This window comes from Sphaerisporangium sp. NPDC049003 (genome assembly GCF_043197795.1).
In the GTDB taxonomy this organism is placed as follows: domain Bacteria; phylum Actinomycetota; class Actinomycetes; order Streptosporangiales; family Streptosporangiaceae; genus Sphaerisporangium.
In genome coordinates, this window is record NZ_JBICTU010000016.1 from 105,748 (window position 1) to 121,283 (window position 15,536).

Here is a 15,536-nt window from a genome sequence, read left to right on the forward strand (position 1 = left end):
CAGGCGCATATATGGACAAACTCCCGCAGTGTTCGGAGGATCAGATGCGTATCCGTGTGGCGGCGTCCCTTGCCGTCTCGCTCAGCCTCGGGCTCGCCGCGTGCAGCGGCGGGACGACCGCTCCGGCCGTCGACGAGCACAAGCTCGACGAACTCCTCGTCGCGACCCCCGCCGCCCAGGGGGAACTGGACAAGGCCAGCTGGAACCTGCCCTTCGGCGAGCCCGCGTCGCTCGATCCGATCAAGGCGTTCAACTACCCCGAGAACACGGTCGTCGCGAACCTGTGCGAGGGCCTGATGCGCCTGGACCCCGACTACTCGGTCAAGCCGAACCTGGCGGAGAAGGTCGAGACCCCCGATCCCACGACCCTGGTGTACACCCTGCGCCAGGGCGTGCGCTTCTGGGACGGCCGGCCCATGACGGCCGACGACGTGGTGTTCAGCCTCCGCCGCCACCTCGACCCCAAGGAGGGCAGCTACTGGGCGTCGGACCAGATCACGGGCAACATCGCGTCCATCGACAAGACCGGCGACAACCAGGTCACGATCCGGCTGAAGAAGGCGGACGCGACGATCAACTCGTACATGGTCACGCCCGTCGGCGTGGTGGTCCAGCGCGATCAGCGCGAGAAGGCGGGCGCCAAGTACGGCACGCCGGAGGGGTCGGTCATGTGTACCGGGCCCTTCAAGCTCTCTTCGTGGGAGAAGGGCTCCAAGATCTCTCTGGAGCGCAACGACGACTATTGGGACGCGCAGCGCAAGGCCAAGACCAAGCGGCTCGACCTGCAGTTCATCGTGGATCCCGGCGCGATCGCGAGCGCGCTCGACACCGGAGCCATCGACGGCTCGTACGACGTTCCCGTCGGGGCGGTGGACCGGCTCACGGCCTCGCAGAACGGCAAGCTGTACCTCGGCAGGTCCCTGCAGATGGTGGCCGTCATCAGCACCGGCAACGGGCCGCTCGGCGACCCCGCGGTCCGCCGGGCGCTGGCGTTCGCCACCGACCGCGAGGCGATCGCCCAGACCGTGTTCGCCGGCACCGCGCGGGCGTCCCGCTCGCTCGTGCCGCGGGGCGGGTGGACGTACGGCGACGACGTGTTCGGGCCCGCGTACGACGCCCTGCCGGACACCAAGAAGAACCTCGACGAGGCGAAGAAGGCCCTGGCGGGAGTCACGCCCGGCAGCGCGCCGATCACCATCGCCTACCCGAGCGAGCGCCAGTTCTACGCCGACATCCTGTCGGAGATGTCCAACGCCGCGCGCGAGCTGGGCCTGACCATCCAGCCCAAGGGGGTGCCGAGCGCGCAGTACGGCGCCTTCTTCTCCGACGCCAAGGCGCGCGCCGGTTACGACGGCTTCATGACGACCAACTACATGGACATCCCCGACCCGCTCGCCTTCCTGCGCACGATCGCGGCCAAGGGCGGATCGCAGAACTTCAACGGCTACGACGACGCGGAGACGCAGGGCCTCATCGAGCAGGCGGCCACCGCGTCGGACGACACGGCGCGGGCCAAGCTCGTCGCGAGCCTCCAGGCGAAGGTCATGGAGCAGACCCCGTGGATCCCGATCGCGGCGCCGGCGGTCCGGCTGTTCCTCAACAAGCGCGTGACCGGCGTACCCGCGTCGTTCGTCTACCTGTACTACCCCTGGGCGGCGAGCCTCGGTGCGGCCTGACGCCGCACCGCCCGGGGCGCGGCGGCGCGCCCCGGGCCGGGTTCCCCCCGCCTCCGCCCCCGCCGCCCGGCCCGCGACCCGCGACCCGGAGACGACCACCCGGCCCATGGCCAGCGAACCCGTGACGGCGGCCCGGCCGGTGACCAGCGTGCCCGTGACCGCGACCCGGCCGGTGACCGGCGAACCCGTGACCGCGGCCCGGCCGGTGACCAGCGTCCCCGTGTCCCCGGCCCGGCCCGGGCCCAGACGACCCGAGATGGAGGCACCGTGCCGCGTTTCGTGACCCGGCGCCTCGGGGCGCTGGCCGCCACGCTCCTCGTGTCGAGCTTCCTCATCTACGCGGCCATGTACGCCGCGCCCGGCACGCCCGAGAGCTTCCTCGTCCAGGGCAGGACCGTCAGTCCCGGCGTCCTCGCGTCCATCCGCGCGCAGTACGGCCTGAACGACCCGTTCCTGCTCCGCTACTGGCACTGGCTGACCGGCGTGCTCGGCGGCGACCTCGGGGAGTCCCTCACCACCCGGCAGGACGTGGCCTCGCTGCTGGTGTCCCGGATCCCGACGACCCTGTGGCTCACTACGTACGCAGCCGTGCTCATCGTGGTGTTCGGCGTCGGCGCCGGGGTGGTCTCGGGCCTGCGCGGCGGGGCCCTGGACACCGGCGTCCTGCTCGGCTCCAGCGTGGGGTTCGCCATCCCCACCTTCTTCGCGGCCGTCCTGCTCATGAGCGTCTTCTCGGTGACGCTGGGCTGGTTCCCGGTCTTCGGGGCGGGCTCCGGGCTGCCGGACCGCGTCCTGCACCTGACCCTGCCCGCCGTGGCGCTCGCCCTCCCGGCGGCGGCCGTCGTCGCGCGCATCACCCGCACCGCGGTGGTGGAGGAACGCGACGCCGAGCACGTGTCCGTCGCGCTGGCCCGCGGCGTCCCCTGGCGGGTGGTCGCGCGCCGCCACGTCGTCCGCAACGCGATGCTGCCCGTGACGACGATCGTCGGGGTGAACATCGCGGCCCTGGTCGCGGGGGCGGCGGTCGTCGAGCACGCCTTCACCCTCGACGGCGTCGGCGCGCTGCTCATCAACGCGGTGCAGCAGAAGGACTTCGCCGTCGTCCAGGCCGTGGCCCTCGTGCTGGTCGCGGTGTTCGGAATCGTCAACCTCGTCGTCGACACCCTGTACGCGGTGATCGACCCGCGCGTCCAGCTCGGAGGTGAGAGCGCGTGAGCGCCCGAACGCTCGCACCACCCGCGCCACGGGCCCGGCGCGGCGCCGGCCTGGCCGGCCGGCTCGGCCCGCTCGGCGTCGCCGCCGCCGTGGTCGTCGCGCTGCTCGCCCTGGCGGCGCTGCTCGCGCCCCTGGTCGCACCGTACGACCCGGCCGTCGGAAGCATCGTCCAGCGTTACCTGCCACCCGGTCCCGAGCACCTGCTCGGCACCGACCAGTCGGGCCGCGACCTGCTGTCCCGGCTGCTGTACGGCGCCAGGACCAGCCTGGCGGGCGCCGCCGTGGTCGTGCTGCTCGCCGGCGCGGGCGGCACAGTGCTCGCCCTGGTGGCCACCTGGTTCGGCGGGCGCGTGGACGCTCTGGTCGGCCGCGTGCTCGACCTGCTGTTCGCGTTCCCCAACCTGCTCCTTGCGATCCTCGTCGTCGCGGTGTTCGGGACGGGCCTCGCGCAGGCCACCGCCGCGCTCGCGGTCGCGTACATGCCCTACACCGCCCGCGTGCTGCGCAGCGTCGCCCTGCGCGAGCGGCGGCTCGCGTACGTGCAGGCGGCCGAGTTGCAGGGACTGTCCGGGATCGTGGTGACCGCGAGGCACCTGCTGCCCAACATCGCGCCGCAGATCCTCACCGGGGCCGCCATCAACTTCGGCTACGCGATGATCGACCTCGCCGCGCTGTCGTACCTGGGCCTCGGCGTCCAGGCGCCGACCGCCGACTGGGGACTGATGGTCTCGCAGGGGCAGGATTCCCTGCTCCAGGGCCACCCCCAGCAGAGCCTGCTCGCGGGCACGTGCATCGTCGTCGCGGTCGCCGCGTTCAGCGTGATCGGCGAGCGGCTCGGTGGCCGCGGGGCCGGAGGCCGGGCATGAACCTCCTCGAACTCGACGACATCCGTCTCGACGTGAAGGGCCGGGTCATCCTGCGCGGCGTCTCGCTGTCGGTGTCCCCCGGTGAGGCGCTCGGCCTGGTCGGCGAGTCAGGGTCGGGCAAGTCGATGACGCTGCGCACCGTCCTTCGCACCGAACCGGCGGGGTCGCGCGTCACGGGCCGGGTCACGCTGGACGGCCAGGACGTACGGAACCTGGGCGCCCCGGAGCTGCGCCGGCTGCGCGCCGGCGCGATGGCGATGATCAGCCAGGACCCGCGGTCCGCGCTGAATCCCCTGCTGCGTGTGTCGCGCTATCTGGTCGAAGGGCTCCGCGACGGGCGCGGCGAGGCCCGTGACGCGGCCGATCGCCGGGCGCGCGACCTGCTCGCGCAGGTGGGCATCGCCGACGTCGACCGATGCATGGACTCCTACCCCCACCAGTTGTCGGGCGGCATGCTGCAACGCGTCGTCATCGCCGCCGCCGTGGCGGGCTCTCCCCGGCTGCTGCTGGCCGACGAGCCGACCACCGCGCTCGACGTGACCACGCAGTCGGAGGTCATGGCGATCCTCGACGACCAACGCCGCGAGCACGGCATGGCGATGCTCTTCGTCACCCACGACCTGGAGCTGGCCTCGGCGGTGTGCGACCGGATCGCCGTGATGTACGCCGGTGAGATCGTCGAGATCGCGACCCCCGAGCGGCTCCACGCGTCGCCGCGCCATCCGTACACGCGCCTGCTGCTCGACTCGCGGCCCAGCCTCACCACCCGCGCCCCGGTGCTCCCGGTCATCCCGGGACGGCCCGTGGCGGCGTACGAGGTGCATGGGCGATGCGCCTTCTCCGGCCGCTGCCCATGGACGGCGCCCCGGTGCCTTTCCGGCGAGGTGCCGCTCGTCCACGGCGACGGCCGGGCCGTACGGTGCCATCGGAGTGACGAACTGACGCCCGAGCTCACCCGCACGACAGGAACGGAGGTCACCCCGTGAGCGGCCCCACCGGGAACGTCATCGAGATCAGCGGGCTGTGCAAGGAGTTCGGCAGCGGGCAGGGGCGACGGCGCCGCACGGTACGGGCGCTCGACGACGTCAGCCTGAGCGTCGCCGACGGCGGTTGCCTCGCGGTGGTCGGGGAGTCCGGCTCGGGCAAGACGACGCTCGCGCGGATCCTCGTCGGCCTCGAACACGCGGACGCCGGAGACGTCGTGCTCGCGGGACGCCCGGTGGCGCGGCGGCCGCGCCGGGCCGAACGGCGGGCCCGTGCCCGGGACGTACAGATGGTCTTCCAGGATCCGAACGGATCCCTGAACCGCCGCCGCACGGCGGGAGCGGCCATCGGGGAGGTGCTGACGGCCCACCACCGGGTCACCGGCGCCGAGATGCGCCGCCGCGTCGCCGACCTGCTCGACCAGGTCGGCCTGCGGCCCGAGCACGCGCGGGCGTTGCCCGGCGAGCTCAGCGGCGGGCAGAAGCAGCGCGTCGCGATAGCGAGGGCGCTCGCCGCCGAACCCCGCGTCCTCGTGCTCGACGAGGCCGTGGCCGCGCTGGACGTGTCGGTGCAGGCCCAGGTGCTGAACCTGCTGGCCGAGATCCGCCGGGCCCGCGGGCTCACCTATCTGTTCATCACCCATGACCTGTCCGTCGTACGGCAGGTCAGCGAGGAGGTCGTCGTCATGTGTCAGGGGCGGATCGTCGAACGGGGAAGCACGGCGCGGGTGCTCGACGACCCACGGCACCCGTACACCCGCCTGCTGCGCGACAGCGCGCCCCGCCCCGGCTGGCGTCCCCGTCGCGCCACCTCCACCCCGGAGGTGGACGCGTGAACCCGTCGGCACCCCCACCCGGGGGAAGCGGACGCGTGAACCCGTCGGCACCTCCCACCGGGGAAAGCGGACATGTGAGGCCGTCGACGCCCTCACCCGGGGGGAGTGGGCGCGTGAGGCCGCCGGCGCTCTCACCGGGGGAAGGCTCCACCGGCCAGGACCGCACGCACCTACGGGTGGAAGGCACCGACCCCAGGCGGCGCGGCCACGATCGCGGCCGGCGGACCGGAGCGGAGATCGTCCGGGCGTGGGGGACGTACTCGCAGCTCTTCGAGACCGCCGCCACGGCCGCGGGCGTGAAGCTGGACGTCCCCGCCCTGGCGCTCGGCACCCTCAGCGCGACCCGCGCGTGGGCGCCGGAACTCGCCGCCGAGATGGAGGGGGTCGCGGAGGGCGCGGGCGTGCCCCTGTGGGTGGTCGCCGCGCTCAACGCCCGCACCGAGATCCTCGCCGTGACGGCCACCCCCCGATCAAGCGAATGCTCCACAGCGGTCCACCTCGGCACCCACAGCGCGGGCGGGCGCACTGTGGGCGGGCAGACCTGGGATTGGCATGTGGAGCTCGCCGGCACCTGGCACATCCAGTCCGTACGCGGCGACACGCTAGGGTTCACCGGCATCACCGAATACGGGATCCTCGGCAAGATCGGCGTCAACGAGGCGGGGGTGGGGGTGCTGTTCAACATCCTCGGCCACGTGGACGACGGTGCGGGCGGCGTGCCCGTCCACCTCGTCGCCCGCCGGGTGCTCGGTTCCGCGGCGTCCTTCGAAGACGCCGTCGCCATCCTGAGCGATGCCCCGGTCTCGGCCTCCACCGTGATGACCATCGTGACCGAGGGCCGGGCGGCGTCCGTGGAACTCAGCCCGGCGGGTGCCGTGACCGTCCACCCGGACGGGGAGGGCTGGCTGCTGCACACCAACCACTTCATCGACCCGGTACCGGCGGCGGGCGAGCTCCGCGGGCGGCTCGAACCGGAGACCCACGACCGGTTGCGCGTGCTGAGCGCGCGGGCCCACGAGCGGCACGGCCTCGACGGACCCGGTGACCTCGCCGATCTGCTGAACGTGCATCAGGACGGCGGCGCCGAGGTGTGCTGCCACGCTCCGCCGACCGGCCGGCTCGGCACCCGGTGGGCGACGCTCGCCACGGTCGCCGTGGACCCCGCCGCCCGCCGCCTCCACGTGCACGACGGCGGCCCCTGCTCCGCCACCCCCTCAACCTGGACCTCCCTCACCCCCCACGGCACGAAGGACTAGCGCGACGTCGACCGTGCCACCGGTGGCGCAGCGGCTGGGCCAGGCCGGGGGTGATGGTCGGGACGGGATGGGGTCAGTGGACGCCGGCCTCGCGCATGTCGCGGAGTTCGCGTTTGAGCTCCTTGATCTCGTCGCGGAGGCGGGCCGCGACCTCGAACTGCAGGTCGGCGGCGGCCGTGTGCATCTGCTCGGTGAGCGACTGGACCAGCGACTCCAGCTGGGCGCGCGGCATCTCGCCCACGATGGCCTTGGCGTGCTGCCCGGTCTGTCGGGAGGACAAACCGGGGACGGGCGCCTTGCCGCGGCTCTGCTGGCGGCCCCCGCCGAGCAGCCGCTCGGTGTCGGCGTCCTCCCTGGTGAGGGAGTCGAGGATGTCGGCGATCTTCTTGCGGAGCGGCTGGGGGTCGACGCCGTTGGCCTCGTTGTAGGCGACCTGCTTGGCCCGGCGGCGGTTGGTCTCCTCGATCGCGCGCTCCATGGACGGCGTCACGCGGTCGGCGTACATGTGGACCTGGCCGGAGACGTTGCGCGCGGCACGGCCGATCGTCTGGATCAGTGACGTCTCGCTGCGCAGGAAGCCCTCCTTGTCGGCGTCGAGGATCGCCACCAGGGACACCTCGGGCAGGTCGAGCCCCTCACGGAGCAGGTTGATGCCGACCAGCACGTCGAACTCGCCCATGCGCAGCTCACGGAGCAGCTCGATGCGGCGCAGCGTGTCGACCTCGCTGTGGAGGTAGCGCACGCGGATGCCGAGCTCCAGCAGGTAGTCGGTGAGGTCCTCGGACATCTTCTTGGTCAGCGTGGTGACCAGGACCCGCTCGTCCTTGTCGGTGCGCTCGCGGATCTCGTGGACCAGGTCGTCAATCTGCCCCTTGGTCGGCTTGACGATCACCTCGGGGTCGACCAGGCCGGTCGGGCGGATGACCTGCTCGACCACCTCGCCCTTGCTGCGGCCCAGCTCGTAAGGCCCGGGAGTGGCCGAGAGGTAGACGGTCTGCCCGATGCGGTCGAGGAACTCCTCCCACTTGAGCGGGCGGTTGTCCATCGCGGAGGGCAGGCGGAAGCCGTGGTCGACCAGGGTGCGCTTGCGCGAGGCGTCGCCCTCGTACATCGCGCCGATCTGGGGGACGCTCTGGTGCGACTCGTCGAGGACCAGGAGGAAGTCCTCGGGGAAGTAGTCGAGCAGGGTGTTGGGCGCGGTGCCGGCCTCGCGGCCGTCGATGTGCCGCGAGTAGTTCTCGATGCCGGAGCAGGTGCCGACCTGGCGCATCATCTCGATGTCGTAGGTCGTGCGCATGCGCAGCCGCTGGGCCTCCAGCAGCTTGCCCTGCTTCTCCATGGTCGCGAGCGACTGCGCGAGCTCGGTCTCGATGCCGCTGATCGCCCGCTCCATGCGCTCGGGACCCGCCACGTAGTGGGAGGCGGGGAAGATGTAGAGCTCGGGATCCTCGGTGATCACCTCGCCGGTGAGCGGGTGGAGCGTCGCGAGCTTCTCGATCTCGTCGCCGAACATCTCGATGCGCACGGCGAGCTCTTCGTACTGCGGGATGACCTCGATCGTGTCGCCGCGCACCCGGAAGGTGCCCCGGGTGAAGGCCAGGTCGTTGCGGGCGTACTGCATGTCGACGAGGCGGCGCAGGAGCTGGTCGCGCTCGATCTCCTGACCGACCTTGAGCCGGACCATGCGGTCGACGTACTCCTGCGGGGTGCCGAGACCGTAGATGCAGGACACCGAGGCCACCACGACGGTGTCGCGGCGCGTGAGCAGTGAGTTGGTCGCCGAGTGGCGCAGGCGGTCGACCTCGTCGTTGATCGACGAGTCCTTCTCGATGTAGGTGTCGGTCTGCGGGACGTACGCCTCGGGCTGGTAGTAGTCGTAGTAGGAGACGAAGTACTCGACGGCGTTGTTGGGGAGCATCTCGCGCAGCTCGTTGGCGAACTGGGCCGCGAGCGTCTTGTTGGGCTGCATCACCAGAGCCGGACGCTGCAACCGCTCGATGAGCCACGCCACCGTCGCGGTCTTGCCGGTGCCGGTGGCACCGAGCAGGACGTTGTCCTTCTCTCCGGCCTTGACGCGCCGCTCAAGCTCGGCGATCGCGGTCGGCTGGTCACCGGACGGGGTCATGTCGGTGACGACCTGGAAGGGGGCCACCTTGCGCTGCAAATCTGTTACCGGCCTCACGTCTCCATAACCTACGCGGAGCCACCGACATTTCCGGGCCCGCCGCCGGACGGACCGGAATCCCGGCTCCTTTGCCCGTCACCGGCCCGTCCTTGACCGTCTCGTCACCAAGACGAGGGCGACCGGACTTGGCTCAGGCGGTGAACGGGGCCAGTGCGCTGAGTGCGGGAGGTCAGCCGGTGAGAAGCGTCGGGGGCCAGCCGGTGAGGAGCGCCGGGGGTCAGTTGGTGAGGAGCAGGGACGCGACCGTGGCCGCGACGCCGGTGACGGCCAGGCAGAGCCCGGTGAGCGCGAACTTCACCATCGGCACCTTCACGGCGCGCCGACGGCACCACTCGAACCACAGCAGGATGGCCAGCGACGCCCACGGCGTGATGACCGAGCCGACGTTCGTGCCGATGAGCAGCGAGAGCAGCTGGTCGTGGTTCACGAGCGGGATCACCCGCTCCCCCGCGTAGTACGCGGGCAGGTTGTTGACGATGTTCGCCAGCCCCGCGCCCGCCGCGGCGGCACGGTAGTCCCCCGCGGCGTCGCCCGCCTCGCCGATGAGCGCCCGCATGAGATCGTCGAGCCCGTACCGGCTGAGCGTGGGCACCACCAGGAACAGCCCGGTGACGAAGACCAGGAGCTGCCAGGGGAACAGTCCCCAGGTGAGCTTCGAACGGTCGCGCCAGGCGAAGGCCGCGACGAGGAGGACGGCCGCCACGGCCGCCGCGACGCCGATCTGGAGCCCGGCGAGGATGGCCACGATGAACAGCGCGCAGGCGACGGCCGCGACGGTGAACAGCACCGGGTCGCCCGCCGGGGCCGGCGGCGGCGGCACGTAACGGTCCTCACCGCGCTCGCCGCGCCGCCAGAAGAAGATCCACAGGAACAGCATCGTCACGGCGACCGCCGTGATCTGCGGTGCCCACATGCGGGCGGCGAAGTCGCGCGCGGACAGCCCCACCCGGCCCATGGCCAGCAGGTTGGTCAGGTTGGAGACCGGCAGGAGCAGGCTCGCGGTGTTGGCCAGCCAGATCGTGGTCATGGCCAGGGGCAGGGGCGCGATGCGGGCACGTGGCGCCAGGGCGAGCATGACCGGGGTCAGCAACACCGCGGTCGTATCCAAATTAAGAAATATCGTGACAAATGAGGCGAAAGCCGTACAGAGCAGGAACAGGGCGAAGTAGTTCCCGCGCCCGGCGATCGCCAGCCTGCCGGCGAGGACGTCGAAGACGTTCGCCTCCTTGGTCAGCTCGGCCAGCACGATCACGGCCGTCAGGAACAGCAGGAGCGGGCCGATGCGGAGGAGATTGTCCGCGGCCTCCTCGGCGGGGAGCAGCCCCGTCGCCACGCAGACCAGGCCCACGGCGAGCACACCCACGCGGACCCAGTCGAGGACCGTCAGCCGCCGTGTCACGTGGGCCATGGTCCCATACCGGAAATCCTCGAAGCCTCCGGCCGCACGGGAGGACGGCGGTCCGGTGAACCGCAGGCCACACGGTCATACGAGGGAGTTTCCGGCATAAGCCCCTGAGCGAGCCGTGGGGGGTCGCCACCCTGTCGGCCACCCTTTGGCACCCCCAGCGACCGGGGAGCCCTTGTGGGCGCCCTGAGGCCCGCGCCGACGGGCCGTACGGTCAGCCCGTCGCCGTCTCGCGGCGTTTCTGGAGGTCCGCCCAGACCTCGGCGACGCGCGCGTCCAGCAGGTCCAGAGGGCCCTCGTTGGCGATCACGATGTCGGCGATCCTCAGCCGGTCCTCCCGGGAGGCCTGGGACCTGATGCGGGCGAGGGCGTCCTCCTCGGCCATCCCCCGCAGCCCGACCAGCCGGGCGAGACGCACCTCGTCCGCGGCGTCGACCACGATCACCACGTCGTACATCGGCGCCAGGCCGTTCTCGGCCAGCAGCGGCACGTCGTACACGAGGACCGAGTCGCCGGGCGCGTCCTCCTGCAGTTCGGCGACCCGCTCCCCCACCCTCGGGTGGACGATGGCGTTCAGCCGGCCGAGCTTCTCGGGATCGGCGAACACGATCTGCCCGAGCTTCTCGCGGTTCAGGGAGCCGTCGTCGCGCAGCACGCCCCGGCCGAACGCCTCGACGACGAGCGCGAGACCCGTGGTGCCCGGCTCGACGACCTCACGCGCGATCTTGTCGGCGTCGATGACCACCGCGCCGTGATCCCCTAGGCGCCGGGACACCTCGCTCTTTCCCGACCCGATGCCGCCCGTAAGCCCGATCTTCAGCATGCACGGAAGGGTAGCCAACGCTATGCGGGCTTGCGCATGTGGACCAGGGTCAGGTGGTCGTGGACGCGCTCCCGCCGCGTCTCGCGGTAGCCGAGGCGGCGGTACAGCCGGAGGTTTCCCTCCGAGAGGTGCCCGGTGAACAGGTCGAAGGCGTCGACCTCGGCGGCCAGCTCCTCCTCGATGGCCCGCAGCAGCGCGGTGCCGACCCCGTGGCCCTGCTGGTCGGGGGCCACCACGAGCCGGCCGATGATGCCCGCGCGGTCGGCGAGCCGCCCGCGCACCGCGCCGACGACGCGGTCGCCGGCGAGCGCCTTCAGGACGGTCGCGGTGGCGATCGTCGCGCGCATCCGGTCGAGCGACTCCACCAGGGGACCGAGGAAAGGGTCCCCGTACAGCTGCGCCTCGCTCACGTAGGCCGCCCGCTGGAGCGTGAGGATCTCACCGGCGTCCTCGGGCCGGGCCCGCTCGATCCTCGTCACCCGCCCACTGTAGGGCCGGGGAAGCACGAACGCGGGGCTGTGAAAGCACGAAGAGGGCCCCACCGAAGTGGGGCCCTCTCAGTGAAACTGAACTCTCAGAGCGTCAGCTCTGACCACCCGCCAGCTTCTCGCGAAGCGCGGCCAGGGCCTCGTCGGAGGCCAGGGCGCCCGCGGCCGGAGCCGAGCCGCCGGTGGACGACGAGGACGGAGGAGTCTCACCGGAGTAGGTGGACGGGCCTGCGGCCTCCGCCTCCTCCGCGCGAGCCTTCTCGACCTGCGACTTGTGGGCCTCGAAGCGAGTCTGGGCCTCGGCGTACTGCCGCTCCCACTCCTCGCGCTGCTTCTCGAAGCCCTCGAGCCACTCGCCCGTCTCGGGGTCGAACCCGTCGGGGTAGATGTAGTTGCCCTGGTCGTCGTAGGTCGCCGCCATGCCGTACAGCGTGGGGTCGAACTCGACGTCGGCACCGATCGCGCCCTCGTTCGCCTGCTTCAGCGACAGCGAGATGCGACGGCGGTCGAGGTCGATGTCGATGATCTTCACGAAGATCTCGTCGCCGACCTGGACGACCTGCTCCGGGATCTCCACGTGGCGCTCGGCCAGCTCGGAGATGTGGACCAGGCCCTCGATGCCCTCCTCGACGCGGACGAACGCACCGAACGGCACCAGCTTGGTGACGCGCCCGGGGACGACCTGCCCGATCTGGTGGGTGCGGGCGAACTGCTGCCAGGGGTCCTCCTGCGTCGCCTTGAGCGACAGGGAGACCCGCTCGCGCTCCATGTCCACGTCGAGAACCTCGACGGTGACCTCCTGGCCCACTTCGACGACCTCGGAGGGGTGGTCGATGTGCTTCCAGGAAAGCTCGGAGACGTGCACGAGACCGTCGACGCCGCCGAGGTCCACGAACGCACCGAAGTTGACGATCGAGGAGACGACGCCCTTGCGGACCTGGCCCTTCTGGAGGGTGTTGAGGAAGGTCTGGCGGACCTCGGACTGGGTCTGCTCAAGCCAGGCGCGCCGGGAGAGAACCACGTTGTTGCGGTTCTTGTCCAGCTCTATGATCTTCGCCTCGAGCTCTCGGCCGACGTACGGCTGAAGGTCGCGAACCCGCCGCATCTCGACCAGCGACGCCGGAAGGAAGCCGCGCAGGCCGATGTCGAGGATGAGACCACCCTTGACGACCTCGATGACCGTGCCGGTGACGATGCCGTCCTCGTCCTTGATCTTCTCGATCGTGCCCCAGGCGCGCTCGTACTGCGCGCGCTTCTTGGAGAGGATCAGCCGGCCTTCCTTGTCCTCCTTCTGGAGAACCAGGGCCTCGACGTGCTCGCCGACCTCGACGACCTCGGCTGGGTCGACATCGTGCTTGATCGAGAGCTCGCGCGAGGGGATGACACCCTCGGTCTTGTAGCCGATGTCGAGCAAGACCTCGTCTCGATCGACCTTGACGACGGTGCCTTCGACGATGTCGCCGTCGTTGAAGTACTTGATGGTCTCGTCGATCGCGGCGAGGAAGGCCTCCTCGGAACCGATGTCGTTGACCGCTACCTGCGGGGTGCTCGAGGTGGCCTCAGTGCTGCTCGTCATGTGTGGAATTGCTCCGAACGCGGACAGATGTCGATGTGGCGGACGCGCGGCAGGCCTCTTTATCGCTCAAGCCGAGGATGGTCGGGATGACCCTTGGTCGACATGACCGAGCGCGAGCCCGCTCCGTCCGAGGCGCACGCGAGCCCACAGCGCAGCGATCAGCATATGAGAGTACGCGGGCGTGGTCAATCCGGCGCTCACCCGCACAACCCCGGAAGCCTTCAATAGGTGATCAACACCCCGTCGAACTTTGCCTTGATCTTACCCCGGAATCGACGAGGGATGGAGACGTGCGCGGGGTCCCCGTCCGAGGTGTATCGCCTATCAGGGTGCTTGCGGAGCCACTCCAGCCAGTACTGCGAGCACCACTTCCGGCACTCCCCTTGTTTACCGTTCGACTGGACCCGCGGGATGTTGTACGGATCGAAGGCCTTCGCGTAGGGCGAAATCGCGGGCTCCGCCCCGGCCAGGAAAACGGCATCGAAATGATATGTGGTCCCGTCCCACTTCCCCTCGCGCGCCGTCGACCTCTTCTTGGGCCTGCTGCCGTACGGCAGGGCGAACGTGGCCGACCGCGGGGCGCCGAGCTCCTTCAGCTGCCGCTGCTCGCGCACGATGCTCTCGGCGATCTTCTTCTTGGTCAGCCGGTAGAGGTCCGGGTGGCGGAAGGTGTGGTTCGCGACCTCGAACCCGTGCTCGACCAGCCACCCCACTGCCGCCTTCTGCCGGGCGCGGTCGCGCAGGCCGAAGGGGTCGGCGTTGATCCAGAAGGTCGCCACCGGACGGAAGCCCGGATACCTGCCGGCGACGTCGTAGATGATCCGGACGGCGGTGTCCTTCTTGGGCGTGCCGTCGGCTCCGAGGGCGAAGTGCGAGGGGTGACCGTCGTCGAAGGTCAGCACGACCGGATGGGCCCCCGCCGGGATGTCGACGGCGCCGGCCACGAACTCGGCCGCCGTGATCGGCACGTAGCCCTCCGAGGCCAGCTTCTCCAGCTCCCCCCGGAGCTGGGAGGGGGTGCGGTCGATGGAGGCCAGCCGCTTCGAAAGGATCCGGTGGTACATCAGCACGGGCACCAGGCCGAGCTCGTTGGCCCCGACGTTCCTCGCGGACTCGGCCGTCGCCGTCACCGGAGGCGGCGGTGGCACCACCGGCGGTGTGGCCTCCGGTGCCGGTCCGGCCTTGTGCTCGGCAGTTTCGTCGTCGTGCCCGAGGGGCAGGACCAGCAGCGCCACGACGGCGACGATCATGACACCGATGTTCACGATGCCGATGACGGGTGTCAGGCCGGGTGCGCTGCGCACAAGTGTTCTCCTGGATCGGCGGCAGGTCGATTTTCGCCCTGGGACGGCCCATCGGCCGCGTCCTGGGCCGCGTACACACCTATCATGTGTTGAAATTTGAGCGTGAACTGGAGCCTGCGCGCTTGTGGCCGACACGGCCACGTGACCTACGCCCCCACCGAGGAGGCGCTCCGCCGGCGTCTGCGCGCCGAGACGGCCCTCGGGGAGGCCTGGCGGTGCCTGCGCTGCGGCGACTTCACGCTCGGCGATCCGCACGGCTCCGGCCCCGCGGAGGACGCTCCCATCGTGCTGCGCGGCAAGGCGCTGCGCGACGCCACGATCCTGCGGCTGCTCGCGGTGTTCCGGTGGGGCAAGGGGCTGCTGGTGCTGGCGGCGGCCTTCGGCATCTGGAGGTTCCGCGCCCACCAGGACGCGATCGCCATGGCCTTCGACGAGGACGTGCCGCTGCTCCAGCCGCTGGCCGACAAGCTCGGGTGGAACCTGGAGGAGTCGGGTGTGGTCCACACCCTCCGCACCGTGATCAGCGCGGAGACCAGGACGCTGACGTGGATCGTGCTCGGCCTGCTCGTCTTCGGGGCGCTGCTCATGACCGAGGGCGTCGGCCTGTGGCTGCTGCGGCGCTGGGGCGAGTATTTCGCGGTGGTCGCGACGTCGCTGTTCGTGCCGGTCGAGATCTACGAGATCGTCGAGAAGGTCACCTGGCTGCGGATCGTGATCCTGCTGATCAACCTCGCCGCCGTGCTGTACATCCTGCTGTCGAAGCGGCTGTTCGGCCTGCGGGGCGGGCACGCGGCGTACGAGGCCGAGCGGCACGAGACCAGCCTGCTGGAGGTCGAGACCGCCGCGCTCACGGCCTCACTCTCCGGCCACCATCACCCCGCCGCCACCGCGACCGACTGACCGGCCGCCCGCCGCCCCCGGCG

General features: G+C 70.8%; 13 protein-coding genes. 7 read left to right on the forward strand and 6 right to left on the reverse strand.

The features are described 5' to 3' along the window. Positions 1-44 precede the first annotated feature (44 nt). From ACGFIV_RS19170 to ACGFIV_RS19195, 6 genes are all read left to right on the forward strand, one after another. Positions 45-1,676: an ABC transporter substrate-binding protein gene (locus ACGFIV_RS19170; protein WP_392836458.1), complete on the forward strand. Its 1,632-nt coding sequence runs from the start codon at positions 45-47 to the stop codon at positions 1,674-1,676. A gap of 267 nt (positions 1,677-1,943) precedes the next feature. Then, the gene (locus ACGFIV_RS19175; protein ID WP_392836461.1) at positions 1,944-2,891 is read left to right on the forward strand and encodes an ABC transporter permease; all 948 of its coding nucleotides are present in this window, start codon (positions 1,944-1,946) and stop codon (positions 2,889-2,891) included. Further along, positions 2,888-3,757: an ABC transporter permease gene (locus tag ACGFIV_RS19180; protein WP_358557663.1), complete on the forward strand. Its 870-nt coding sequence runs from the start codon at positions 2,888-2,890 to the stop codon at positions 3,755-3,757. Before ACGFIV_RS19175 ends, ACGFIV_RS19180 begins: the two co-directional genes overlap by 4 nt. Further along, the gene (locus ACGFIV_RS19185; protein WP_358557660.1) at positions 3,754-4,743 is read left to right on the forward strand and encodes an ABC transporter ATP-binding protein; all 990 of its coding nucleotides are present in this window, start codon (positions 3,754-3,756) and stop codon (positions 4,741-4,743) included. Before ACGFIV_RS19180 ends, ACGFIV_RS19185 begins: the two co-directional genes overlap by 4 nt. Beyond that, positions 4,740-5,576 (forward strand): ATP-binding cassette domain-containing protein, encoded by an 837-nt coding sequence (locus tag ACGFIV_RS19190; RefSeq protein WP_358557656.1) that lies wholly within the window; start codon positions 4,740-4,742, stop codon positions 5,574-5,576. The genes ACGFIV_RS19185 and ACGFIV_RS19190 overlap by 4 nt, the downstream gene beginning before the upstream one ends. 113 nt (positions 5,577-5,689) lie before the next feature. Then, positions 5,690-6,832, forward strand: coding sequence for a C45 family peptidase (locus ACGFIV_RS19195; protein ID WP_358557653.1), 1,143 nt, complete (start codon positions 5,690-5,692; stop codon positions 6,830-6,832). A gap of 73 nt (positions 6,833-6,905) precedes the next feature. On the opposite strand, the gene uvrB is transcribed toward ACGFIV_RS19195, so the two are convergent. From uvrB to ACGFIV_RS19225, 6 genes are all read right to left on the reverse strand, one after another. Beyond that, a complete protein-coding gene (gene uvrB / locus ACGFIV_RS19200; RefSeq protein WP_358557650.1) occupies positions 6,906-9,014 on the reverse strand; it encodes an excinuclease ABC subunit UvrB in 2,109 nt (702 codons plus the stop codon). A gap of 220 nt (positions 9,015-9,234) precedes the next feature. After that, positions 9,235-10,425, reverse strand: coding sequence for an SLC13 family permease (locus tag ACGFIV_RS19205; RefSeq protein ID WP_358557647.1), 1,191 nt, complete (start codon positions 10,423-10,425; stop codon positions 9,235-9,237). A 211-nt stretch (positions 10,426-10,636) separates the two neighbouring features. Further along, positions 10,637-11,245 (reverse strand): dephospho-CoA kinase, encoded by a 609-nt coding sequence (gene coaE / locus ACGFIV_RS19210; RefSeq protein ID WP_358557644.1) that lies wholly within the window; start codon positions 11,243-11,245, stop codon positions 10,637-10,639. Positions 11,246-11,265: 20 nt separating this feature from the next. Further along, entirely contained in the window at positions 11,266-11,724 is a 459-nt protein-coding gene (locus ACGFIV_RS19215; protein WP_358557641.1) for a GNAT family N-acetyltransferase, read from the reverse strand. 103 nt (positions 11,725-11,827) lie between these two features. Beyond that, positions 11,828-13,309 carry a 30S ribosomal protein S1 gene (rpsA, locus tag ACGFIV_RS19220; RefSeq protein ID WP_358557638.1) on the reverse strand — a complete coding sequence of 494 codons (1,482 nt, stop codon included), beginning with the start codon at positions 13,307-13,309 and terminating at the stop codon, positions 11,828-11,830. Positions 13,310-13,530: 221 nt separating this feature from the next. Further along, positions 13,531-14,613 carry a polysaccharide deacetylase family protein gene (locus ACGFIV_RS19225; RefSeq protein WP_392836471.1) on the reverse strand — a complete coding sequence of 361 codons (1,083 nt, stop codon included), beginning with the start codon at positions 14,611-14,613 and terminating at the stop codon, positions 13,531-13,533. 102 nt (positions 14,614-14,715) lie between these two features. Here ACGFIV_RS19225 and ACGFIV_RS19230 point away from each other — a divergent pair, with 102 nt between their 5' ends. Beyond that, the gene (locus tag ACGFIV_RS19230) at positions 14,716-15,513 is read left to right on the forward strand and encodes a DUF2127 domain-containing protein (protein ID WP_358557634.1); all 798 of its coding nucleotides are present in this window, start codon (positions 14,716-14,718) and stop codon (positions 15,511-15,513) included. The last annotated feature ends 23 nt before the right edge of the window (positions 15,514-15,536 follow it).

Excerpts from the sequence above, each read along its gene's own strand:
- rpsA (WP_358557638.1), bottom strand. The coding sequence starts at position 13,309 with ATGACGAGCAGCACTGAGGCCACCTCGAGCACCCCGCAGGTAGCGGTC.
- ACGFIV_RS19170 (WP_392836458.1), top strand. The coding sequence starts at position 45 with ATGCGTATCCGTGTGGCGGCGTCCCTTGCCGTCTCGCTCAGCCTCGGG.
- ACGFIV_RS19205 (WP_358557647.1), bottom strand. The coding sequence starts at position 10,425 with ATGGCCCACGTGACACGGCGGCTGACGGTCCTCGACTGGGTCCGCGTG.
- coaE (WP_358557644.1), bottom strand. The coding sequence starts at position 11,245 with ATGCTGAAGATCGGGCTTACGGGCGGCATCGGGTCGGGAAAGAGCGAG.
- ACGFIV_RS19185 (WP_358557660.1), top strand. The coding sequence starts at position 3,754 with ATGAACCTCCTCGAACTCGACGACATCCGTCTCGACGTGAAGGGCCGG.